25 protein-coding genes are annotated in these 23,571 nt (G+C 51.7%); 13 read left to right on the top strand and 12 right to left on the bottom strand.

Annotated features, from left to right (window positions below; all coding sequences use genetic code 11):
• Positions 1-415 precede the first annotated feature (415 nt).
• Entirely contained in the window at positions 416-658 is a 243-nt protein-coding gene (locus VFK44_02830; protein HET7627301.1) for a hypothetical protein, read from the top strand.
• Positions 659-701: 43 nt separating this feature from the next.
• Here VFK44_02830 and VFK44_02825 read toward each other — a convergent pair whose 3' ends face one another.
• A complete protein-coding gene (locus VFK44_02825; protein HET7627300.1) occupies positions 702-1,610 on the bottom strand; it encodes a hypothetical protein in 909 nt (302 codons plus the stop codon).
• Between the two features lie 82 nt (positions 1,611-1,692).
• Positions 1,693-2,916 (bottom strand): SH3 domain-containing protein, encoded by a 1,224-nt coding sequence (locus tag VFK44_02820; protein HET7627299.1) that lies wholly within the window; start codon positions 2,914-2,916, stop codon positions 1,693-1,695.
• 395 nt (positions 2,917-3,311) lie between these two features.
• Between VFK44_02820 and VFK44_02815 the strand changes: the two genes are divergently transcribed.
• Genes VFK44_02815 through VFK44_02795 form a run of 5 tightly spaced genes read left to right on the top strand, consistent with a single transcriptional unit; the run spans position 3,312 to position 6,535 of the window.
• A complete protein-coding gene (locus VFK44_02815; GenBank protein ID HET7627298.1) occupies positions 3,312-4,547 on the top strand; it encodes a DNA polymerase IV in 1,236 nt (411 codons plus the stop codon).
• Between the two features lie 14 nt (positions 4,548-4,561).
• Complete coding sequence (locus VFK44_02810; protein HET7627297.1) at positions 4,562-4,912, top strand: YolD-like family protein; 351 nt, start codon at positions 4,562-4,564, stop codon at positions 4,910-4,912.
• Between the two features lie 34 nt (positions 4,913-4,946).
• Positions 4,947-5,270: a hypothetical protein gene (locus tag VFK44_02805; GenBank protein HET7627296.1), complete on the top strand. Its 324-nt coding sequence runs from the start codon at positions 4,947-4,949 to the stop codon at positions 5,268-5,270.
• On the top strand, positions 5,257-5,775 hold the full coding sequence (locus VFK44_02800) for a GrpB family protein (protein ID HET7627295.1): 519 nt from the start codon (positions 5,257-5,259) through the stop codon (positions 5,773-5,775). The genes VFK44_02805 and VFK44_02800 overlap by 14 nt, the downstream gene beginning before the upstream one ends.
• 7 nt (positions 5,776-5,782) lie before the next feature.
• Complete coding sequence (locus tag VFK44_02795; GenBank protein HET7627294.1) at positions 5,783-6,535, top strand: SGNH/GDSL hydrolase family protein; 753 nt, start codon at positions 5,783-5,785, stop codon at positions 6,533-6,535.
• Between the two features lie 381 nt (positions 6,536-6,916).
• Here the strand turns inward: VFK44_02795 and VFK44_02790 are convergent, their stop codons facing one another.
• A complete protein-coding gene (locus VFK44_02790; protein HET7627293.1) occupies positions 6,917-7,759 on the bottom strand; it encodes an SDR family oxidoreductase in 843 nt (280 codons plus the stop codon).
• A gap of 72 nt (positions 7,760-7,831) precedes the next feature.
• Between VFK44_02790 and VFK44_02785 the strand changes: the two genes are divergently transcribed.
• The 3 genes from VFK44_02785 (at position 7,832) to VFK44_02775 (ending at position 10,494) form a co-directional block, all read left to right on the top strand.
• The gene (locus VFK44_02785; GenBank protein ID HET7627292.1) at positions 7,832-8,602 is read left to right on the top strand and encodes a glucose 1-dehydrogenase; all 771 of its coding nucleotides are present in this window, start codon (positions 7,832-7,834) and stop codon (positions 8,600-8,602) included.
• Positions 8,603-8,666: 64 nt separating this feature from the next.
• On the top strand, positions 8,667-9,518 hold the full coding sequence (gene dat / locus VFK44_02780; GenBank protein ID HET7627291.1) for a D-amino-acid transaminase: 852 nt from the start codon (positions 8,667-8,669) through the stop codon (positions 9,516-9,518).
• Positions 9,502-10,494 (top strand): P1 family peptidase, encoded by a 993-nt coding sequence (locus VFK44_02775; protein HET7627290.1) that lies wholly within the window; start codon positions 9,502-9,504, stop codon positions 10,492-10,494. Before dat ends, VFK44_02775 begins: the two co-directional genes overlap by 17 nt.
• Before the next feature lies 1 nt (position 10,495).
• Here the strand turns inward: VFK44_02775 and VFK44_02770 are convergent, their stop codons facing one another.
• From VFK44_02770 to VFK44_02745, 6 genes are all read right to left on the bottom strand, one after another.
• Positions 10,496-11,071 carry a YitT family protein gene (locus VFK44_02770; protein ID HET7627289.1) on the bottom strand — a complete coding sequence of 192 codons (576 nt, stop codon included), beginning with the start codon at positions 11,069-11,071 and terminating at the stop codon, positions 10,496-10,498.
• Positions 11,072-11,268: 197 nt separating this feature from the next.
• Positions 11,269-11,526: a hypothetical protein gene (locus VFK44_02765; GenBank protein ID HET7627288.1), complete on the bottom strand. Its 258-nt coding sequence runs from the start codon at positions 11,524-11,526 to the stop codon at positions 11,269-11,271.
• Positions 11,527-11,604: 78 nt separating this feature from the next.
• Positions 11,605-12,231 (bottom strand): arylformamidase, encoded by a 627-nt coding sequence (gene kynB / locus VFK44_02760; protein ID HET7627287.1) that lies wholly within the window; start codon positions 12,229-12,231, stop codon positions 11,605-11,607.
• A 17-nt stretch (positions 12,232-12,248) separates the two neighbouring features.
• Complete coding sequence (gene kynU, locus VFK44_02755) at positions 12,249-13,520, bottom strand: kynureninase (GenBank protein HET7627286.1); 1,272 nt, start codon at positions 13,518-13,520, stop codon at positions 12,249-12,251.
• A 26-nt stretch (positions 13,521-13,546) separates the two neighbouring features.
• Complete coding sequence (bacA, locus tag VFK44_02750) at positions 13,547-14,338, bottom strand: undecaprenyl-diphosphate phosphatase (GenBank protein ID HET7627285.1); 792 nt, start codon at positions 14,336-14,338, stop codon at positions 13,547-13,549.
• Positions 14,339-14,443: 105 nt separating this feature from the next.
• Entirely contained in the window at positions 14,444-15,484 is a 1,041-nt protein-coding gene (locus tag VFK44_02745; GenBank protein HET7627284.1) for a hypothetical protein, read from the bottom strand.
• A 325-nt stretch (positions 15,485-15,809) separates the two neighbouring features.
• On the opposite strand from VFK44_02745, the gene putP reads away from it, so the two are divergent.
• Positions 15,810-17,318: a sodium/proline symporter PutP gene (putP, locus tag VFK44_02740; GenBank protein HET7627283.1), complete on the top strand. Its 1,509-nt coding sequence runs from the start codon at positions 15,810-15,812 to the stop codon at positions 17,316-17,318.
• A 39-nt stretch (positions 17,319-17,357) separates the two neighbouring features.
• On the opposite strand, the gene VFK44_02735 is transcribed toward putP, so the two are convergent.
• From VFK44_02735 to VFK44_02725, 3 genes are read right to left on the bottom strand one after another with little or no spacing between them, the layout of a single operon-like run.
• On the bottom strand, positions 17,358-18,038 hold the full coding sequence (locus VFK44_02735; GenBank protein ID HET7627282.1) for a methanogen output domain 1-containing protein: 681 nt from the start codon (positions 18,036-18,038) through the stop codon (positions 17,358-17,360).
• Positions 18,039-18,078: 40 nt separating this feature from the next.
• Positions 18,079-18,528, bottom strand: coding sequence for a DUF2231 domain-containing protein (locus tag VFK44_02730; GenBank protein HET7627281.1), 450 nt, complete (start codon positions 18,526-18,528; stop codon positions 18,079-18,081).
• 22 nt (positions 18,529-18,550) lie between these two features.
• On the bottom strand, positions 18,551-18,892 hold the full coding sequence (locus tag VFK44_02725; protein ID HET7627280.1) for a hypothetical protein: 342 nt from the start codon (positions 18,890-18,892) through the stop codon (positions 18,551-18,553).
• 233 nt (positions 18,893-19,125) lie between these two features.
• Between VFK44_02725 and VFK44_02720 the strand changes: the two genes are divergently transcribed.
• From VFK44_02720 to VFK44_02710, 3 genes are all read left to right on the top strand, one after another.
• Entirely contained in the window at positions 19,126-20,073 is a 948-nt protein-coding gene (locus VFK44_02720; GenBank protein HET7627279.1) for an agmatinase family protein, read from the top strand.
• Positions 20,074-20,175: 102 nt separating this feature from the next.
• Complete coding sequence (locus tag VFK44_02715) at positions 20,176-21,855, top strand: class I adenylate-forming enzyme family protein (protein ID HET7627278.1); 1,680 nt, start codon at positions 20,176-20,178, stop codon at positions 21,853-21,855.
• A 288-nt stretch (positions 21,856-22,143) separates the two neighbouring features.
• Positions 22,144-23,568 carry an NAD-dependent succinate-semialdehyde dehydrogenase gene (locus tag VFK44_02710; GenBank protein HET7627277.1) on the top strand — a complete coding sequence of 475 codons (1,425 nt, stop codon included), beginning with the start codon at positions 22,144-22,146 and terminating at the stop codon, positions 23,566-23,568.
• Positions 23,569-23,571 lie beyond the last annotated feature (3 nt).

Genomic DNA, 23,571 nt, shown 5'->3' with positions numbered 1-23,571 from the left:
TACCTATGAGGAATTGAAACTCGTCGTCCCATATCACGGATGCGTCTCCGGTATCAGGTTTTTATCTTACCAATGAGAAACTAACATATAACTAAACAGTTATATATTTTCATCTCACCGATAAGGATTTACAACCGGGAGCGCAGCACCTTTAAATAATGCTCGTGGTGTGTTCTTTTCGATTGATTTTTCTATAGGCGTGCAAAGGAGTGGCTCCCAGATCCGCACTTGCGGGCCTCATCGTCCGCAATACTCTCCGCTTATTCCTATCTTTTCCAATCCAGAAACCTCCTTTTTTATAACAAATGGTTTACAAATGATACAAAGTGTTGAATTGGACAAAAAGAGGTTTATGCGGGTTTTTCGGCGGGGAATAGAGGAAGCAACGAGTTCAGATTAAAGGAGAGATGAGAAAATGAGGTTGTCGAAGGATGTTACGTATCTTGAGCCGATTAAGTTGGAGAAGATTTGCAATTTCTTTGACAAAGTGAAGCGGTGCGAATCGAAAATTGCTTTATGCAAAGAGGATGTTCCGACGCCGGTGGCGGACTTGTCCAGCATCGTTCCTTTTTTCCTCAAGTTGAAAGAGGGGGATCGGTTCTCGATCGTGGCTGAAGGGGAGAGGGCTGATCAAGAGTTATCCATGATTGAATTTTAATTCGTACGAGAGCCTCGACCGAAAAGGGAGGCTCTTGCTTTTGTTATCGGCTATAGACGTCCGGAAGGTCCATCCCGTATTCGTCCTGAAGGCGTCGATTGCTGGCGGCGTATTGTTGCTTTAGCAGGGCTTGCCAGTCTTCGGGGAAACGGTATTTCTTGTAGTGCAAGGCGAAACTGAGCCGATTTTGGAACAATCGTCGCGGCAGCAGCGGACCGATCCCCGGAACCTCGATGACCGGCAGCGGGCCGTTTGGATGAATCGGTGTGCGCACGAGGCGGTTCAGGCGGCGAACGATGGCGGCTTGTGCCGCACCGAGGCTCTTGTTGCGCCATTTGGCTTCGTCTTTGTAGGTCGGGATTTCCGGTTCTCCGAGAAAATCGAGCAATTGCTGCAGCTCGCTGGAGAACTCCCGCTTGAACCGTTCGTAAATCATTACATAAAATTGATCGCCGAACACGGTGCGCACTTTGTCCAAGTAGCGGTCAAACTGATAGTTGCTGAGCGAACCGTTCCGTTCGCAATAGTTGATATATTCAGGTCCGCTGTAAACGCCGCCTTGGTGGATGTGTTGAATGTAGAGCGACGTGAGCAGGTCGACTTGTTCGCGAATGCCGACGATGAGGCTTACGTCGTAAGCCGCTGCTGGAAACAGCCGCCGCAAGTCTTCGAGAATGGCTTGCTGCTTTTTTGTTTTTTTCGGGGCGAACGGGCTTCCCGAAAGGCCTTCGAAAGAGATCAACAACGGCCGGCCGTCATCGTAACTGAGAATACGCCTGCGAATTTTACCGATTTCGTCGTCGGTCAATCGTTTCAGGCGTACTTTCCGGAAATCTTCGCGAATGTCGTCTTTTGGGACGTATCGTACACGGGTCATGTTCGGATAAATCGAGTTTTGCAAAAAGGTGGTCGCTGTCTTATGAAAGCCGACGTGCAAGAAAATGCGTTTCATGTGATTCCCCCGTCTTTCGTTGTTCCGCCGTCAACAGCTGCACGGAAGAGCGATCCCGTGGGACTGGTCGTGCGCTGTTCGTTTAGAACTGGTCTAATGCTTGGACAGGCGTTTGGATGATCACGGGATGTTGGGCCGGATCCAGCCATCGCAAAATTTTCACGACGTTGGATCGAGAGGTTGCGGTGCATCCGAGCGTGTAGCTGTTGTTTATGTGGAAGAAAATGGCGCTCCCTTTGTAGGGGACTCTGCTCGTGTTGTACCGGATCACAAACCCATACGTGTATTCAGGAATGTTCATGTTTTCAGCGCTGTCCCATTGTCCTTTCGTTTTGCTTTTCGATTGCCAAGTGTTATACAACGGGGATTTCGAATCGTCTACCCAAACATCATCGCTTGTGATGTTTCTGAAAGGCAGCTTCGTTCCCGGATTTCCGCTTCGGCCGAAAGCGGTTCCGATCGCAAACTTTCCGATCGGCGACTTTTTGTCGCCTTCTCTCTTATGGCCGGTAAATCCGTATTTCCCGATGTAACCGGACGTGTTCAAGACGATGTGCCATTTGCCTTTTGCATCTTTTTCAAACGTTCGGATTTTCGCCTGACTTGTATGGGATCCGTTCGTCGTAACTAAAATGAGCTGGCGGTTGCCGTCCACCGAATGCAATCGATCGGCCGCATTGCGGTTCGCGGTTTGTTTTTTTGCAGGAGCGGCTGGTGCCGTGGCTGGTGCTGATTTTTCATCTGAAGCGGGTGCAGGGTTAATTTTTCCAACTGCTTTCTCGATCTCTGGCTTTGTGTTTGCCAAGTAGCGGCTGGAAACCCAACCGGTGTCTTCGTTCACTTTCACTTTGCTCCAGGATCCGCTTAACCCGTTCACGACAACAGCGCTTCCTTGGCGGACAACCATGAGGACGGAATGAGATGTACCCGGCCCCTTTCGGACATTCAGCGCACTGGCCGTCACATATTTCGTGGTTGGTTTTACGGGTGTAACGGCAGGCGGCTTCGATTCCTTCTCTGTTTCATTGCTCGTTTCCGTTTCTGTCGTCCTTTTCGTCTGTTTTTCTGCCTTGTTGCTATCCCTGCTTGCGCGGAGAACCGCTTTTTGCTCTTCAATCCTTCGATGAGCGGATTCTTTCACGAATGCGTCTTTCACATAGGTTTCATCCATTGTTCGTTCTTCACTTTCCTTTTGTTGCGGTGCGGGCGGTTCATTTGACCATTCGAATGCCGCAATGCATGCTGCTGCCATCACAACGATCCATACTCCGAACACCTTCGGCTTGTCGTTTTTTAAAATTTTCAACCCTTCTTCCTGCTGCCTTTTTTTATCGTCCCTTTCCTTTCATCCATCGGCTTTTTCAGGAAAATTTTCAAGTCTTTTCTTCTGGAAGTTCAGCATTTGTGCGCAAGCCGGTGTTTCGGAAAGTGCGGGGAAGGAGAGCAACGAAAATCGCTGTCTTTATTTTAGCATACGTTCACGAAAGCATGGCCATCCGCGGCGGTGATCTTGTCCGATTTTTTTTCGATTCGCCGTTATTCGGAATCTTCTCCCTCTGCCGGGATTGGTTGCTCTCACACTTCGACGGTGAAAATTTTCCATTGAATAACGAACATATATTCGCATATAATAAGAATACGAATAAATGTTCCCATCTGAAGACGTGCGTTCGATGGGATGAATTTATGGGAGGAAAGGAAATGGCCGAGCGAATCATTTTTCTCGTGGATATGCAATCGTTTTACGCTTCGGTGGAGAAGGCGGATCGCCCGGAGTTGAAAGATCGTCCGGTGATCGTCTCCGGGGATCCGGAACGGCGCAGCGGGGTCGTGTTGGCGGCTTGTCCGCTTGCGAAAAAATTCGGTGTGCAAAACGCGTGGCGGCTCTGGGAAGCGCAGCAAAAGTGCCCGCAGGCGGTGATTGTCCGGCCGCGTATGCAACGGTATCTCGAAGTTTCCTATAAAATTACAACCATTTTGGAGCGGTTCACCGATCTTGTCGAGGTGTATTCGGTCGATGAACAATTCATGGATTTAACGCCGTGCCGCAAGCGGTTCACGGATGCTTGGACGGTCGCGCGCGAAGTGCAGAAAGCGATCATGGAAGATACAGGCGTGCCGGCGCGGGTCGGCATCGGGCCGAACAAGGTGCTGGCGAAAATCGCCTGCGATAATTTTGCGAAAAAAAATCATCCAGACGGCCGCGCAGAACTGAATGCAGGTAACATGAAGCAGAAAATGTGGCCGCTTCCGGTCGGCGCCATGTTCGGCGTCGGCAGCCGGATGGAGCGTCATCTGCGCCGCATGGGCGTTCGCACGATCGGCCATCTCGCGCAATTTCCGCTCTCAGTGCTGAAGAAGCGCTGGGGCATCAACGGTGAGCTGCTTTGGCTGATCGCCAACGGCATCGACCCCTCGCCCGTGCGCCCGAAAACGCACGAGACGCAAAAGGCGGTCGGCCATCATATGACGCTGCCGCGCGATTATGAGACCGCGAAGGAGATTCGCGTCGTGCTGCTCGAGCTGTGCGAGGAAGTGGCGCGGCGCGTGCGCGCGAAGCGCTGCGTCGGCCGGACGATTTCCGTCGGCGTTCGCGGCGCGGATTTCGACCGGCCGACGGGGTTTCACCGGCAGGCGAAGCTGCCGGGGCCGACGCAGTTCGGCAGCGACCTGTATGCGGCCGCGTGCCGGCTGTTCGAGCGGCATTGGGACCGGCAGCCGATACGAAGTGTCGGCGTGGCGCTGTCGCAGCTCGAACCGGCGCTGCCGCATCAGGAGAGCTTCTTCGATGATTTCGCGCGGAAACAGCGGCTGAGCGAAGCGATGGACGCGCTGTGCGCGAAATACGGGCCGACGGCGGTGATGCGCGCGGTGTCGGTGACGGAGGCGGGGCAGGCGCGCGAGCGGGCGCAGAAGATCGGCGGACATTATAAATAAAGGAGGGAGCGGCGGTGGCGAAAGAAAACAAGCTGACGCCGGGATCGAATTTGATGTGGGAAGGGAGCCGGATGATGCTGCCGGAGCACGTGCGCATGCTGCAGCGGCACCAGAAAGAGCTGCGGCGGCGGGAGCCGCCGGTGCTCGACGAGCAGGAGCGGGAGCGGATCGGGCGGCTGCTGGCGGAGGCGGCCGCCGGGAGGCGGGCGGTGCGGTTGAAGCTGTTCGATGCGTACGAGGATGTGTGGGTGAGCGGGAAGGTGCGGAGGCACGATCCGCACGGCGGGGAGATTGAGATTGAGCGAGCCGGAGGCGAGCGCGAGCGAGTGCGGTTGGACCAGCTCGTCGACGTCGATTTGTGTTAAACTGGGGGTAAGGACGAAAAGGTGTGAGCGGAAGATGGCATTTGGCATCAAGCGCGAGGAATTGCAAGAATGGAAGCGGCAAGCGGCGCGCGGGGAAATCGCGTTTTTGACGCATTATTGGATACATCCGCGTTTTCCGGAATGCAAGACGGTGACAAAGGCCGGCTGCGCCGATGTCGAGCGTTTGATGGCGTGGGGCCGCAAGTATGGGCTTGAGCCGGCATGGATCGACCATCGCGAAGATTACCCGCATTTCGACTTGATCGGCGAGCGCCAGCGGGAAATCTTGAAGCAGGAAGGCTTGACCGAGCAGCTGGAGCGATTCGGATTGAAGGCGGAGCGCGATGAGAAAAGTTGAAGTCGTGCCGTATGACCCGAGCTGGCCGGAGCAGTTTCGGGAGGAAGCGGAAGCGATCCGGCAAGCGTGTGCCGGTATCGTTTCGCTGCGCTTGCATCATATCGGAAGCACGTCGGTGCCGGGGCTCGCGGCAAAGCCGATCCTCGATTTGCTCGGGGAGGCGGAATCGCTTGAAGGGATAGATGCTGCGGAAGAGAGGTTGGCCGCGCTCGGTTACGAGGCGAGGGGGGAGAACGGCATTCCCGGAAGGCGGTTTTTTCAAAAAGGCGGGGATGCGCGCAGCCATCATTTGCATCTGTTTCGATGTGGGGATGCCAACGTTTTGCGGCATCTTGCGTTTCGCGATTATTTGTGCGCCTGCCCGGAGGTCGTAAGGGCGTACGGACAGCTGAAGAAGCGATTGGCGGAACGGTTTCCGGCCGACATCGAAAAATATATTGCGGGCAAACAGGAGTTTGTGAAACAAACGGAGCGGAAAGCGCTGCAATGGATAAAGGACCGGTGAGACGATCATGAAAAAAAGCGCAGCCTGGTTAATCGCAAGTCTTCTTGCAGGAATCACCGTCATTTTTTTATATGAACCAAGGTGGATCACCGAACCCGTCTTTGAAATGCCTGAACCGAAAAAAGACGTGACGATCGTCGCGCTCGGCGATTCGTTAACGAAGGGCGAAGGCGATTTCAAAAGAGGCGGCTACGTCGGGTATGTCCAAAATCATTTGGAGCAGAAAGAGCGAATCGACGACGTTAAGGTTTACAATTATGCGGTCATTGGCGACACTTCGGACGGTTTACTGAAGAAATTGAAAAGCGAAGACGTGCTGAACCGGGTGCGGAATGCGGATTTGATTTTGTTTACGATCGGCGGCAATGATCTGATGAGCGTCGTCGAGAAACATTTCCTCGGCATGACGCGCGAAATGTTCGAAAACAAGCGGGCGCACTACAAAAGCAATCTTGAACAAACGTTTACGATCTTGCGCGAGCATAACGCCAAGGCGAAAATCATTTACGTCGGCATGTACAACCCGTTTTCTGCTTATTTTCCGAAAGCGACGATTGATGATGAAATTATAAAAATCTGGAGCAATACCGCGAAACAAACCACTTCGCAATACAAAAATGCGGAGTATGTGCAAATTTACGACCTATTCAAAGGCATGTCAAAGAAGCTCATTTACAAGGACAATTTCCACCCGAACCACGCCGGCTACGACCTGATCGGCGAACGAGTCATGCAGCACATCACGCTCGGCGAAACTTAACCATCCGCAAATCCCCTCGCGCGAAGGGGGATTATTTTTATACCTTTCCTTGCCCCTCATTCTTAAGCGGCGTCATCGGCTATTCCATCCTTTTCCTCCGGGTTGACAGATCGGTCATCTCTAACGGGCATAGTTCTTGATTGATCCGAGATTTTTGGGGAGATTGAAAATTATCGCTCACCAGAAGCCTTATTCCCTTTGAAACCCCCGTTTTTAAATGGAATCGCTCATGAGGAGCGTTATTTCCTAAAATCACATGAAATTTCATTGTGATTTTCACTGTTTCCGAGAAATAGCGTACTCAGTGAGCGATTTCTGAAAAAAGCTGCTGATTTTATCAAAATAGCGTCTGTCATGAGCGATTCCGTTGGCCGCATCTTCTTATCGCAGCACGCTGCCTGCGGAAATCTTTACCGACTCGCCGACGATGTTTTCGGCGGCGTCGGTCAACAAAAACGCAATCGCGTTCGCGACCTCTTCCGGCTGCGTCACCCGCCCCGACGGTAAATTTTCATTTACCGTCGCGAGCTGCTCCGCATACGTGCGCCCTTCGCGCTCCGCGCGGCGGGCGATGGCGGCTCGCCCCATTTCCGTATCGACGTACCCCGGGCAAACGGCGTTTACCCGGACACCGTCGCGAATCGCTTCCACCGCCATCGCATGCGTGAACCCGATCAACGCGAACTTCGAAGCAGCATACGCGGTGTTGCCGTACGTTCCGCGTAATCCGGACAATGAAGAAACATTGACGACGGCGCCGCCTTTCTTTTTTTTCTTCATTTTTCGATAAACCCGCTGCGTGAGAAGCACGGTCGAGGTGTAGTTCAGGTGCATGATGCGTTCCATTTCTTCCTGCGTCAGCTCATCAACCGTCGTGCCTCCGGAAATGCCGGCCGCATTGACGAGCAAAGAGATAAAGCCATTCGCGCGTTCAGCGCTGGCAACGAGCCGCTCGCGGTCGTCGGCATCCGTCAAATCGCACACATGCGCATACACGGAAATCCCGCGGGTGTCGTTTTCAATTTCCTTTTTCACCTCGTGTAAAGCTTCCTCGCGCCGTCCCGTTATCGTGACAGAAGCTCCCATCGCGGCAACGGCTTTCGCCGTTTCTTTGCCGATGCCTCCGGTGGCTCCAGTGATCAATGCGTGTTCTCCAGCTAAAGCATCCTTTGCAAATACAGCCAAGTGATCCGCTCCTTTCCGCAACGCTCCATTTTTATTCATCGTAACATGTTTCCGGCTGTTGACGCATGTGGGATAATGATAATTAAAACGACTGATGAGGGGGGATGCGAGTTGTATTTGCCATCGTTTCAATTGAACAACAAGACGGCGGTGGTCACGGGTGCCGGCCGGGGAATTGGGCGGGCGTTTGCGATCGGGCTTGCCGAAGCGGGTGCTGATGTTGTCTTGCTGGCGCGCACAAAGGCGGATCTCGACGAGGTTGCCGCAGCGATTGAATCGATCGGTCGCAAGGCTTATCCGATACCGGCGGATTTAACGAAACGCGCGGATGTCGATCGTGTGATGACGACAGTAAAGAAGGAAATTGGCCAGCTCAATATTCTCGTGAACAACGCGGGGATGAACATTCGCACGCCGGCGGTCGATGTGACCGATGAAGAATGGCGGAAGATTGTCGACACGAACTTACATAGCGCGTTCATGATGTCGCAAGGGGCAGCACGTTGGATGAAAGAAAACGGCGGCGGTCGTATCATCAATATCTCATCAGTCGCCGGGCATGTTGCCCTTCGCACAGGCGTCGTTTATGCGGCGACAAAAGCAGGGCTCATTCAAATGACGAAAACGCTCGCCTTGGAATGGGCGGCGTACGGCATTCGCGTCAATGCAGTCGGCCCGTGGTATTTTAAAACACCGCTTACCGAGCAATTGCTGGCCGATGAAACGTACTTGAATGAAATTTTGGCGAGAACGCCGATGAAACGCGTCGGCGATCTGCAGGATCTCGTCGGACCCGTCGTGTTTCTTGCTTCGGATGCGTCAGCTTACGTGACCGGGCAAACATTGTTCGTCGACGGCGGGATGACCATTTACGGATTTTAGGTCGCCAGGAGAAATCATTTTTTGTATAATTAAGAAATCAATCGCATGGGGAGTGGAGACTAGCATGATTTTGTTTGAAAATCGTTTGATCGAGAGAGACGAGGCGGTCGTCGACATCGAAGACCGCGGCTACCAGTTTGGCGACGGTGTTTATGAGGTGATCCGTGTGTACAACGGGCATTTTTTTCTCCTGAAAGCGCACATGAATCGGCTCGAAAGAAGCACCGCTGAAGTGAAAATCAAAATGCCGATGCCTACGGCCGAATTGGAGAGGAAATTGCGCGAATTGGTTAAAGTGAACGGGCTCGAAGACGGATTCGTTTATTTGCAACTCACGCGCGGCGTTGCGGTGCGCACCCATCATTTCCCGGAGCAATCCGAAGCGGTGTTGACGGCGTATACGCGCGAGATGGCACGGCCGGTAAAGCAAATGAACGACGGCGTTCGCACGGTTTTGACTGAAGATATGCGCTGGTTGCGCTGCGATATTAAGAGCCTCAATTTGCTCGGAAATGTGCTGGCGAAGCAAGAAGCGAAAGAACAAGGCGCGACCGAAGCGATATTTCATCGCGGTGAAACGGTAACGGAAGGCAGCTCAAGCAACGTGTCGATCATCAAAGACGATGTGTTGCAAACGCACCCGGCCAACAATCTGATCTTAAACGGCATTACGAAGAATAAGGTGTTTGAATTGGCACGCGAAAACGGCATTTCTGTAAAAGAAGCCTCCTTTACAGTCGAGGAGCTGCTGGAAGCGGACGAGGTGTTTATAACGAGCACGACGGCCGAAATTACACCGGTCGTGCAAATTGACGATACGACGGTCGGCGAAGGAAAACCGGGTCCCGTCACGATAAAATTGCAACAGGCGTTCACTGCCGCGATCGAAAAAGAAAGCTATGCGCAGACGAATTAGCGATTACGGGATTAAAATAGGAACATTGCCGCCGGGAGAGGAAAATGCGATCACCGACGTCGAAGGCGTGCGGGTCGGCCACTTGACGCTTAATGAAGGTGCGGTGAAAACGGGGGTGACCGCGGTCATCCCCCATCCCGGTAGTCTTTTTCGTGAAAAATTGCCGGCAGCGGTGCACGTCATGAACGGGTTTGCCAAACCAGTCGGAACGGTGCAGGTCGAGGAGCTCGGCGAGCTGGAAACGCCGATCGTATTGACGAATACGTTGAGCGTCGGTACGGCAACAGACGCATTGATTTCGTACATGCTTGACAGGCATCCGGAGATCGGTGATACGGCGTCAACGGTCAATCCGCTCGTGTTCGAGTGCAATGACGGTTATTTGAATGACATACGCGGACAGCACGTGAAGAAGGAACATGTGCTTCAGGCGCTGGAACAGGCGGAAACGCATGTCGATGAAGGGGCGGTAGGAGCAGGGACAGGGATGTCGTGTTTCGGTTTGAAAGGCGGCATCGGCACGGCATCCCGCCTGACCGACCACGGAATGCTCGGCGTCCTTGTTTTAACGAATTTCGGAAAAATAGAGGACTTGCTCATCGACGGCCGCCCGATCGGCCGCGAATGGGCCGATGGTGCTTGCGAAGAGCCTGATCAAGGCTCGATCATCGTCGTTGTGGCATCAGAAGCGGGGCTGACTTCGCGTCAGCTCAAACGCGTGATCAAAAGAACGGCAGTCGGCATTGCCCGAACGGGCTCGTTTGTCGGCCATGGCAGCGGTGAAATTGCCATTGGTTTTTCCACGAAACGCACGGAAACAGGAGTAAACGAAACGGAGCTTGATGGGTTGTTTCGCGCGGCCGCGGAAGCGACGGAAGAAGCGATTTTGAACTCGCTCGCCGCAGCGGAAACGACCGTCGGCCGTGACGGCCGTGTCCGGCGCTCGCTGCAAGAGTTGGCCGCGCGGATTTTATGAATCAATGGTTCATCCGATATGTCCAAATGTAAGTAGTAAAGCCGATGGCGCATATGGTCAGGGCAGAATACATAAGTGCTTCCGGCGGAATGACTAAGCTCGCAAGCAAGATGACGATTCCGTCAAAGAGGAAGATGATCAACCCAACGTTGATCGACGTTTTAAAAGAGATGAACTGGGCAAGCAAATCGGCTCCTCCTGTCGGCGTCTTGTTGCGGAGCATGATGCCGATCCCGGAGCCGACGAGTAAGCCGCCGACGAGCGCGCTCACCCATTCAGGCGCGCGAATCACCGTGCGCAATGGGGCGCACAAATCGATGATGATCGAAGAGACGAGCAATCCGTGAACGCTGTTATAAAAATATTTACGGAAATAAATCCAGGCCATCACGTAAATCGGCAAACTGACGACGAGAATGGTGAGGCCGACTTTCACGTGCCAAATATATTTGACAAGCAAGCTGAGACCGATCACGCCGCCGTCGATCAAATGGAAAGGCACAATGAACCCGTTAATCCCAATGCCGATCAGCATGCTGGCGAATAAAATGACGAGAAATTTTTTGACCCAGGGCATAAAACCATCAGACTCCCAATCACAGGTTGTCTAATGTATATGCGAGTGTCGGAAAAAACTTGCTCACCATCCGAACATCCCGGATTCAAGCTTTCGAGGCGAGGGTTCTCCTTTAAAAGAAAATGAAAACCGCGCCATACCGGCGCGGTCAAGGTGTGGAGATTCTTTCGTTTCTCCACGCTTTCCGGATCGAGCGATTAAGATTTAGCTTGTGCTTGTTGCAGTTGTTGCTGCGCTTGCTGCAACTGTTGCTCGACTTGTTGCAGTTGCTGATTTTCTTGTTGCTGCGTTCCTACTTGCTGCTGCGCTTGCTGCAACTGCTGTTGGCATTGCTGCAACTGTTGCTGCGCCTCTTGCAACTGCTGAGGGTCACCTTGCTGCGCTTGTTGGACCGCTTGTTGCGCCTGGCTGAGTTGCTGTTGCAGTTGTTGCACTTGTTGATTTTGTTGTGCCATCGAAAAACACCCCTCCGTAGAATAGGTTAATGGAGGCGACGCTCCATCATCCATTACCATTCCATTCCTGGGAAAGGTTTATTCATACGTTCGTAATACGGCACGTACCGGACTTCCGTCGGCATCTTTTAAGGCGAGAGGCAAGGCAATCAATTCGTAATCCCCCGGCATGACGTGGTCGAGCACGGCTCCTTCGAGAATGCAAATGTCATGCTCAGTCAATCGATGATGAGCGTCCAACGATTTGCTGTCGAGCGGATCCACCGAAGGAAGGTCAAGGCCGAGGAGACGAATCCCTTGCTTGTTCAAATAAGCTGCCGCTTCCGGTTGAATATGAGGGATTGCCGCGGGAAAGAGATCGCGCTGCGTCCATGCGCTCGTTTTGATCAACAACCGGGAAATTCCGGATAAATCGTGCACTTTCAGTTCATCGACACCGATGCTTTCCGGATGTTCGATGGCGATCACTCTTGCTTTGCCGACGAAAACGGACGGGTCAAGGTCAATGACCCGTTTGCCGTTATTGTCGAAATGAAAGGGTGCGTCAATATGCGTACCGGTATGAGCGCTCATCACGATGGTTCCTACATTCACGGAACCGGTGGATTCAAACGACCATCGCAATTGGTAAGAAAACGGTTCGTCTCCCTGCCAAACCGGAATGCCGCTGTCCAACGGCTGTGAAATATCAAGGATTTCAGCCATTTCGCTTGCTCCTTTCTTCAGGCAATTGGATCTCGTACATTCGCGAACGATCGCTGCTCGCTGTTGCGCATGATCTTTTTCAACGTTCGAATCGTTTGCCATACGTCCACAAACGACGTGTACAATGCGGCCGGCGCAAGGCGAATGACGTCCGGGGCGCGAAAATCGGGGACGATGCCGTTCGCTTTCAACGCTTTGCAGATGCTGGCCGCTTCCGGATGTTCGAGGCAGACGTGCCCGCCGCGTCGTTCGTCGATCCGCGGATTGCCGATGGCAAACGATTCATCCTCGATCTCCGTTTCGAAGAGGTCCATCATGTATCGGGTCAAGGCGAGCGATTTTTTTCGTACCGCGTCAATTCCCGCCTCATGGAACATCTCCAGCGAACCGAGCAGCGGAGCGGTACTCAAGATATGCGGCGTACCGAGCTGATAGGCGCCGGCACCAGGGGCAGGCGTAAACGTATGCTCCATGTCGAATTGTTTTTCTTTGTCCGAACCGAACCATCCGGTGAGAGCGGGGCGGCGATCATGATGTTTTTCGTGCACGAACAATCCTGCTGTACCGCCAGGGCCGCTGTTTAAATATTTGTAGTTGCACCAGACGGCGAAATCGACCTCGTCATCGTGAAAATGGTGGGGAACGGCTCCGATAGAATGGCAGGCGTCGATGCCGATCAAGATGTTTCGTTCATGAGCGGCTGCCGTCAGACGCGGAATGTCCAACAATTGTCCGCTTCTGTATAAAACGGAAGGGAGGACGACGAGAGCGACCTCTTCGTTCATCTCCGCAATGATATCTTCTTCATGAATGAAGCGGCCGTCACGGCTTTTTACACGAAGGAGATGTTCTTCCGGAGCCAGTCCGTTCAATTCGAGCTGACTTTGCAGCGCATAAATGTCGGACGGAAAATTTAACGCATCGGCGAGGATCTTCGTTCGTTTGCCTTGAGGACGGAAAAAAGTCGCTACCAGTTGATGCAAATTAACTGTCGTGGAACTGGCGACGATGACTTCACCGGATTCAGCTCCGATGAGCGGGGCGGTCCGTTCGGCAACGGTTTCCGAGAAATGAAACCATGGGTGATCTCCCTTCAACCAACCGTCGATGGCATGTGATTTCCAGCTTTCCATCGCTTCCGCAACTGCCCGCTCGGCACGTACAGATAATAAACCGAGCGAGTTTCCATCCATATAAATCGTATTTTCCGGAACGTAAAATTCTTTTTTGTAAGGCGCCAGCGGATCCGTTCGATCCAGCTGTTCCGCGCGCTTTAACGACGTATCCACAGCCTATTAACCTCCCGGACTTGTTTTTATTGAAGATACATCCAAAACACGGCCGCAAGCAGCACGCGGTAAACAACGAAAGGTGTAAGCTTGATTTTCTCGATCAATTTTAGAAAAAACACGATGGCGAGCATCGCTACTGCAAACGCCGTAACAAATCCCGCAACAAAGAACGGAATGTCGCTCATCGATAGGGACTGCCAGCTTTTGAGCATGTCATAGCCGCTCGCCGCAAACATAATGGGTACGGCGACGATAAAGGAGAATTCGGCAGCTGTTTTATGGTTCGCCCCGGTCAGCAACCCGCCTGAGATGGTTGCACCTGAACGGGAAAACCCGGGCCATAGTGCCAAACATTGAAACAAGCCGATCGTGAAAGCTTGTTTATAGCTGATTTGGTCGAGTGTCGGACTTATGGTTTTCGTTCGGAGTTTGTCGCCCAAAAGCATCAATACGCTTCCTGCGATGAGGCCAATGACGACGGTGAACGGATTGAACAGTTTTTCCTTGATGGCATCGTGAAACAATAATCCCGCAATGACGGCTGGAATCATCGCCAGGATGATGTGCAGCAAATTCAAATGGTTTTCTGGGCGGCTTTGTTTATCGAGCCCAATGAGGCCGAGCAGTCTCCGCCAAAACACGACGACAACGGCGAGAATGGAGCCGAGCTGAATGACGATTTCAAACGTTTTCGCTTCGTCCCCCGTGTAATGCAACAGACTGGCCGTCAAGATTAAATGCCCCGTGGACGATACCGGCAAAAATTCGGTAAGCCCTTCAACGATTCCGAGGATGACAGCTACAATGAGTTCCATATCCATACCTTCTTTCACAATTCGACAGATTCCATGTTTAACTGTAGCATAAGATCGTTTATTCGGGAACCGATGCATTCGAAACCCATCTTCAAACAGCGAAAGTCATTTCGTATACCTGGGAAGACGCCGGAAAACGAGAGCCGCAAGTACGACAATGCCGATCGCGCCAAAAAGACGGTATAAATTCGATAATAATACGCTGAAGTCGACAAGACTGACGAAAAAGCAGACAGTCAGCACGGCAAGAACAACAACCGAATTCGGAAGCCGCGTCCAACCGTCGATTTGCCTCGTAAGTCCGAACACATTGCCAATGACAGTCGTGAAAATTTCTCCGAAAATGACAACAACATAAAGAGCGTGGAGCAACGGGCCGAGGACACGGACAACCTCTGCCATCGGAATGTCGTATTGAAACACTTCGGGCAGACGGGAGAGAACAAAAAACGAAGTGAGTAAAATGATCGTCAGTCCGATACCGCCTAACCAGCCGCCGGCTTTTAAGGCGGATTCATCTTCAATTTCACCCCCGAGAGGCACGAGAACGGCTTGAGCGGTCGCAAGATTAAACGACGCATAAAGAACGGCGCTAAACCACCATCCGTGGGAAAAGGAATGAGATACTGAACTGGAAAAACTTGCATGCGGCCCGGCGAAGAAAATGAACAGAGCCGCGAGGAAACTAAAGGACAGCATGATAGGAACGACAACCATGTTTACGGCAAAAATACCCGAAATTCCTTTCGAAATCGTTAAAAAACAAAGCGTCAATAAGACGAAAACGCCGAGGAGCGAAGACCAGCCGAGTTGTTCGTGAAAAATGGATCCGGTGCCGGAAACCATGACAGAAGAAGTACCAAGAAGGACAATGAGAAAGATGACGTTGACGACTTTTCCGATTTTGTTGCCAAACAAAAAACGATTTAATTGTTCGTAAGAACGAAAGTGGTTTCGATGCGAAATCAGCATGATCTTCGTCCCTGCCGCGGTAAAAAAAATGCCGCACAACGCGATGCCCAATAAGCCTGCGTGTCCGTACTCGAGAAAAAATTCGACGATTTCTTTCCCGGTGGCAAACCCCGCGCCGATGACCGTACCGATGTAGGCAGCGGCGATTTGCAGGATGGTTGATTTCTTTTTCATGCACATTCTCCTCAATGATAGCGACTCTTGCAAAACCCCATACCATCCTATTGGAGAAGTTGTCCGACTATGCACCAAAAACAGCGATTGAAAGCATATTCTACACACTGATTCATAATGTTCAAAACAAAGCGATAACTTTGAATGTCGAAAATTGTTTGTTAACATATGAGAAAGGGTATAGTTTCCATATCTGTTCGGAGAAGGAGGTGAATGCATGGACTCGTTGCCTGCAGTGTCGGCTTTTTGGCTGTACGTTCCGTTCATCGTACTCATGCTTGTGGGTATCATCACTTTTTTCACAGAAAGGAGGAATGATTCGTAAATGGAAGCGATTATCGCCTTTTTGATTTACAGTGTCGGTATGTTAATCATTGGATTATGGACGTATTTCCGAACGAATTCACTGTCGGATTACATTCTCGGCGGAAGAAGCCTGAATCCGTGGGTAGCTGCGATGTCCGCACAAGCGAGCGATTACAGCGGATGGTTGTTGCTCGGGTTGCCGGGTGCCGTCTACGCCTCCGGCTTAAACGGCATGTGGATCGGCGTTGGGTTGGCCGTTGGCGCGTATTTGAACTGGCAATTCATCGCTAAGCGGCTTCGCCGCTATACGCAAGTGTCTGGGGATTCTGTGACACTGCCGGAATTTTTCGAGAACCGGTTTCGCGACCGAACACATTCGCTTCGCGTCATTTCAGCACTATTCAGCCTCATCTTCTACATGATCTACGTGGCCTCGGGCCTCGTCGCGAGCGGAAAATTGTTTGCTTCTGTGTTCGGCATCGACTATTTTACCGGGTTATGGCTCGGCGCAATCGTTGTCATTGCTTACACGTTTTTGGGCGGATTTCTGGCGGCAAGCTATACCGATTTCATTCAAGGCTGTTTAATGTTTCTCGCCCTTGTCATCGCGCCTTCGTACATCATTTTTGCCTATTTAGGCGGACTCGACTCGCTCTGGCATGAATTGGCGAACATAAATCCGGATTTATTGTATGCAACCCATACCGTGACCTACGATGTTGATAAAGGCATCTTTTGGGAGAGTGCCGGAACGGCAGGAATAATCGGAATCGTTTCCTTGCTTGCCTGGGGCCTCGGTTATCCCGGTCAGCCGCACATTATCGCTCGATTCATGGCGATTCGTAAAGCGAAAGACGTTGCCACTGCCCGCTTGATCGCGATCGTTTGGATCGGTTTCTCCCTGTGGGGTTCGATCTTTATCGCCTTGTGCGGCATTGTCTATTTCAACGAACCGCTTGCCGACCCTGAAAAAGTATTCTTGCTCATTATTCCGCAATTGTTCAATCCTTGGGTCGCCGGTTTCTTGCTTGCCGCCGTTTTGGCCGCGATCATGAGTACGATGGACTCGCAGCTTGTCGTCGCCAGCAGTGCGCTAGCCGAAGATTTTTACAAATCGTTGTTCCGCAAAACGGCTTCAGGGAAAGAGTTGGAGTGGATCGGCCGATTTGCAACGCTGCTCGTCGCCTTAATCGCGTTATGGATCGCTGCTTCCGGAAGTAAAAGTGTACTTGGCATCGTCGCTTATGCTTGGGCCGGTTTTGGCGCGGTATTCGGACCGCCTGTCGTGTTTTCACTTTGGTGGAAAAGAACGACATGGCTTGGCGTACTATGCGGCATGATCATCGGCGGTTTGACGGTTATTTTGTGGGAAAGCATTCCGGGTATTTCCGCGCTGTTCGGATTGGCCGGCTTGTATTCGCTCGTGCCCGGCTTCGGTCTTGCCTGCCTCGTCATATGGCTCGTCAGCCTGTTAGGTGAGCCGCACCCGGACGTGGAAGCCGAATATGCGCAAGCTTTGCGTGATTGACATACGAAAGGAGAGAGGCCGTTCAGCCCCTCTCCTTGATTATTCTTTTTCGTATTCGAAAACAGGATCGTTTTCACCGACAGGTTTGGACAAATCGATCTTAAACACACAGCGGCCGTCCCCGTTCTGGAATCGTTTCGTTCGTTCCACGCGATAGCCTAGCAACTTCGAAAGCGTCGAAGTCGTAACGCTGCATAACGCCGGTCTTTCGGAAGCGACGTTCAGAAAGGGACAGTTGTGTTCCATTAAATAGACCGCATCCTCCGAATACTCCGCTTCCATAAAGGCGTCATTCTGCATGTAAAGTCCTTTTAACGCTTCTACGCGTTCTTTGAAGGGCAAATGGCGCAATTGCGGTTCCCATCGGTTTACGCGATTTTCGGTCATCGTCTCCAACAGCTTTGTCAACGCGTCCGGGCCGAGTTCGTCGCTGATCGTATCAATGATTTCCTTCGTGAGCGCATCATAATTTTTCGGAAAAAGATGTTCTCCTTCGGGAGTCAGGAAATACTGTTTTGCCGGCCGGCCGCCGGACGGATCTTTTCTTTTCTTGCTTTTTCTTTCGACGAATCCTTCGTGTTTCAATTGGAGAAGCTGCTGCCTCAGCGCCTCGCCGGTCATGTTCAACTCGGACTGAAGTTTGGCGATGGAGGCAGAGCCAGCTTCTTTCAACGTTTTCAATATTTCTCGTTTCGTTTCGGAAATCCCGTTTATTTTCAATGCTGCCGCCTCCTTACGCTCATTATAAATCAATGGAGTCTTACTTTCTCCCGATTTGATGACGATAGACGAGTTCGCCGCCGAACCAACCGCCGATCACAAGTCCCGCGACCCCGAACAACGAGAAACATAGCGATAAAAATATTTTCACGCCTTCGGGAGAATGGTCATGGATGCGCAACAGTACACTAACGGCTACAAATGCAACCGCCGTGAGCATGATCACCATGTGGAAAAGTGCGGCTTTCTCCGCAGCTGGCTTGTCGGAAATAAAAATGTAATCAATAAATCCTGGGACGGCGGCAAAGAATGCGAAAGCGACACCGGCTGCCGCGCACCAGAAGCCAAGTTCCCACCAGATGGAGTCGTCTGTCCAGACGGCGATAAGGTCCCAGAGCAACGATATCGGCAACAACCCCATCGGAAAATGAATCAACAAAGCATGAAGGGGGTGCCCGAACAAGCGCACCCCGTTTTTCGTTTCAAACATGATCATCCCTCCGGTCTGCATGCTACATGACGATGCCGATCAACAACAGCAAGAACGCCGCGACCGCGACAATCGCATGGGAAGACAGTAAACCGGTTTTCAGTTTCTGTTTCCGCAAATGCAAGCTGAACAACAAAAATCCGAACACGGCTGCCACGATAAACAGCACCAACGCAACAACGGTAAATCCGTTGCCGGAACCGGCGAAGACGACGAAGATGAGCAATACGAGTGCTATGGCTGCCGCCAGCCCGTGAATGACCGCAAGCGGCATGGGAAGTTCTTTTTGCTTGAAATGCCGCACAGCCAGTATCAACCCTCCAACTGCAGCTGCGGCAAATAAAATGAGTGAAGCGATTAACATAATGATTCCTCCCTTTCATTTAAAAAGCGGATGTGGTAATGAGTTCATTATATTCTTAAAATTTAAGTAAAGCAACTAAAACATTGGAAAACTTGTAAAAGATTGATTCTCAGACATGATGGGGAAATTGGCGAGGGACAGGGAGGAAAATCGGGTTCGATCCCCGAATGTTTAAAATGGATACGGTTGTGAAATAAGAAAGGAAGATTGGACAGAAAGGAGCTATGAGAGCAATGGACGATACAATTTATGGGAATACGCCGTGTTTTTTGAACGGTGTGCATTTGCTCGATCAACCGGAGAAGATGAAGGACGTCGATGTCATCGTGTACGGAGTGCCGTGGGAAGGAGCGGTTACATGGGGAGACTATACGGGTTGCGAAATGGGACCGAAAGTCATGCGGCTTTGCTCGGCCCGCTATTCCGGATATTTGCCGGAATTGGATCATCTCGATGTGTTCGAGCATTTGAAAATCGGCGATCTTGGTGATGTCGACGTGATTCCGGCGAACGTAACGGAGACGATGAATCGAATCAAACGGTTTGCCGGGAAAGTATGGGATACGGGGAAATTTTCAGTCGCGCTCGGCGGTGACCATGGGATCGCCTACCCGATCATTAGCGCTCTTGGTGAAAGGACGAAAGGGAAAGTCGGTGTCATTCATCTGGATGCCCATTATGATAATAAAAATGATCACAACGGAGATGAATATGCGCGATGTTCGCCGTTTAAACGATTATACGAAGATGATGGCGTTCGTACCGAGAGCATGGTTCACATGGGCATTCACGGCCCGCGAAATACGGCGGAAAGCGGCAGAATGGCTGAAGCGGCCGGCGCAACGACAATTACGTTGAACGAAGTTCGCGATACGGGGTTGAAAGCATCCGTTGACCGCGCTTATCGGATTGCCAGCCAAGGAACAGAAAAAGTGTATTTGACAATTTGCAGCGATGTACTCGATTATGCCTATAATCCGGGAGGACCGCCGGATGCAAACGGGTTAACTTCGCATGAATTGTTGACGCTCGTGTATGAAACGGCGAAACGCGGCATTGCCGGAGTCGAGTTCGTTGAAGTTTATCCGCGCCAGGACGGAAACGATTTTTCCTCCCATTTCGCGAGCACGCTCGTGCTTTACGCACTGGCTGGACATATTCGCTCGATGCAAAGCGAGTGAAGCGGGAAGTCAAGTACTCCCCGTCTCGTGAAAATTCTTTGACTTTTGTAAATACTGAAAATATGATGGCAATAGGACGGCAAACTTCCAGGAGGTGGAACGGTGAACAGCAGATTGCAAGAGAGCATCGACGAATTGTTGAATAGAGATGACGTGTGGGTAACGAGGGAAACGGTCGAGGAGTTTTTCGCAACAGGCAAGTGGCAAGAAAACAGCTTCGTTGATTTTATTGAAAATCATGCCCGGCGGGATCCGAACGCACCGGCAATGATTGACGAAGACGGAACCACTACTACATATGGACAATTCCACGAGAGGTCGAACCGATTGGCGGCTGGCATGTTGCGGCTCGGGCTCGAACCCGGAGACACAATCGCCATTCAATTGCCGAATGTGAGCGAATTTTTGATTACGCTCATTGCGGCAGCGAAAATCCGTATTTTGCCTGTACTGTGCCACATGCCTTACACGGAAAACGACATGAACTACATTCTTGAATTGACCGGCGCACGTGCATTGTTCATTCCGGATCAGGTAAAATCGCGCAATTATGTGGAGATGGCAAGAAAATTGAAACAATCGCATGAACAACTGGAGCAGATCGTCGTGCTGTCGGAACGATCGTATGAAAATACGCATGCGTTTTCGGCGTTGGATGAGGATGTTTCCGAAGCGACGGCGGCTCGCTTGGCGGAACATCGGCCGGTTGGGACAGATCCGTTTTTCCTTATGTTTACTTCCGGAACGACGGGAAAACCGAAAGCTGAACTTCATTTGCATTGCAACAATACGTACTGGGTCAATCGCTTCAATGACGTTTGCGGTTTTGCACAAAACGCGAAATGGCTGCTTGTCACACCGTTGGCTCATTTAACCGGGCTCGGGGTCGGCGCGCTCGGCGCTTTTTACCGTGGAGCCCCTGTGGTCTTGCTGAAATCGTGGGATGTCGAAAAAGCGGTGGAAGTCATCGAACGCGACAAACCGTCATACTTTCTCGGAGCTCCGCCGATGCTGATCGATTTTGCGAGATACGAGAACTTGGAAGCACGCCATGTCGAATCGATTCGCACGATGGCATATGCTGGTGCCACTTGCCCGAAGGAGATTCTTGATCAGTTAATTCGCAAAATGAACTGCAACATCATCGCTTTTTACGGTTATACCGAAGCGGGCGTAACCCATTGCACACAACCCGGGGACAGCGTCGAAACGACGAGCATCAGCTTCGGGCGTATTGTCGACGGATTGGAAGAAAAGCTCGTTGGCGAGGACGGCGATAATCTTGAACCGCCGTGTCAAGGTGAAATGGTCGTTCGCGGCGCTGGATTTATTCCGGGCTATTATCGGCAGCCTGAGAAAACAAAGCGTGCGTTTGATGGGAACGGTTGGTTCTATTCGTCCGACATCGTTCGCAAAGATGAGGAAGGTTATTGCACGTTCGTCTCGCGAAAAGACGACTTAATCAACCGCGGCGGTTATAAAATTGACCCTCGGGAAATCGAGGAAGTGCTCTATACGCATCCGCGCATCGCGCAGGCAGCCGTCGTCGCGTTTCCCGACGAAAGACTTGGCCAGCGCGCGGCTGCATTCATCGTACCGAAACAACCTGGAGACGTTTTCAAGCTCGAAGAAGTAACCCGCTTTCTCTCCGAAAAAGGTGTAGCCAAGACGCATTGGCCGGAAGCGGTACAAATGATCGATCATTTTCCGATGACAAGCACCGGCAAATTCCAGCGGTATGCGTTGCGCGAAAAAGCGGTAGGCTTGAAAACGCAACGCTAGGAACCGAATGTCCGAACCTGAATCTTTCAGGTTCGGGCTTTTTTTCTATTGACAACAGGATCGATATTGGCGTCCTATGAATTTTCGGTGGTCAAATGACTGTAATGCTGCAGCGATAGCTTTATTTTTTTTAACGAGAGTCACTTCTAATTTCGAATGATTTGCATGTTATTGTAAATTGTGTAAATTCGGATTATAATGAATGCACAACTGGTCCTACCGGTTATACAAGATACAGGTTCTTTGTAAGCGCTGTCACGACATACACTGGTTGAAGGAGGTATTTGCATGTTCATTGACGGGGAATGGGTTCATTCAACAGGAAAATTACAAGTAACGAATCCCGCGACAGGTGAGATGGTCTTTGAAGTGGATTTCGGCGGCCGAGATGAGGCGTTGCAAGCGGTGGACGCTGCAAAAAGAGCGTTCTCGGGATGGGCAGAAATTCCGGCGAAACAACGGGCGGATGTGCTGCTGAACGTTTCGAGGTTGCTGCAGGAAGCAAAAGATTCGTTGGCGCGCGTCATTACGATGGAAATGGGCAAATCCATTCGTGATGCGCGCGGCGAAATTCAAATGGCGATCGACTATTTTCGTTGGTACGCCGAGGAAGCGAGGCGCGTCTATGGAGAGACGGTGCCGCACAGTGCCAGTGACAAGCGTCTGCTTGTCATTCGCCAGCCGATTGGCGTCGTCGGTGCGATTACGCCGTGGAATTTTCCGATCGGCATGATCGCGCGCAAGCTGGCGCCTGCCCTCGCCGCCGGGTGTACTGCGGTTGTGAAACCGGCACCGGAGACGCCGCAATCTGCGATCGAACTGATGAAGCTGCTTGAGCGCGCGCAAGTGCCGGCTGGCGTGGTGAATCTGGTTATTGCCCCGGCCGAAGTCGTTTCGGACGTATTCATGCAAGATTCGGATGTTCGCAAGATTACGTTTACTGGTTCAACCGAAGTCGGCAAGAAATTGTATGCCGGCGCGGCGAACACGGTGAAACGCTTGTCCATGGAACTCGGCGGGCATGCGCCGTACATCGTCTTTGAAGATGCGGATCTCGACTTGGCTGTCCATGATTTGCTGGCAACGAAATTTCGCTGTTCTGGAGAAATGTGCACGGCGACGAATCGAATTTATGTACAGCAATCCGTTGCCGATCTGTTTACGGAGAAGCTGACGGAGAAAGTAAAGAAGCTGAAGGTCGGCAACGGATTGAGCGAAGATACGGTGGTCGGTCCGCTCGTGAATGCGGCTGGATTAGAGAAGGTCGAACGACACGTGAAGGACGCCGTCGAACGAGGCGCCAAAGTGGTCACGGGAGGACATCGTTTGACCGGAGGTGATTTGTCGAGCGGTTATTTCTTCGCTCCGACGGTACTGACAGACGTGACAAATGAAATGAAGCTGACCGAAGAGGAAACGTTTGGACCGGTCGCGCCAATTCTTCGCTTTGAAACGGAAGAAGCGTTGTTGCGTGAAGTCAATCATCCCCGATACGGCTTGGCCGCCTATTGCTATACGGAAAGCATGTCGCGGACGATTCGGATGATGGAACATCTTGAGTACGGCATGGTTGGCATCAACGATCCGCTTCCGTTCGTCGTCCAAGGTCCGTTCGGCGGTATCAAGGAAAGCGGGATCGGACGTGAAGGGAGCCGGCACGGCATCGACGAGTACTTAGAGAAAAAACTCGTTTCGATCCGTTACGAGAAATGAGGG

It is taken from the genome of Bacillales bacterium (assembly GCA_035700025.1).
In the GTDB taxonomy this organism is placed as follows: domain Bacteria; phylum Bacillota; class Bacilli; order Bacillales; family DASSOY01; genus DASSOY01.
This window is presented reverse-complemented; position numbering and strand designations above follow the sequence as displayed.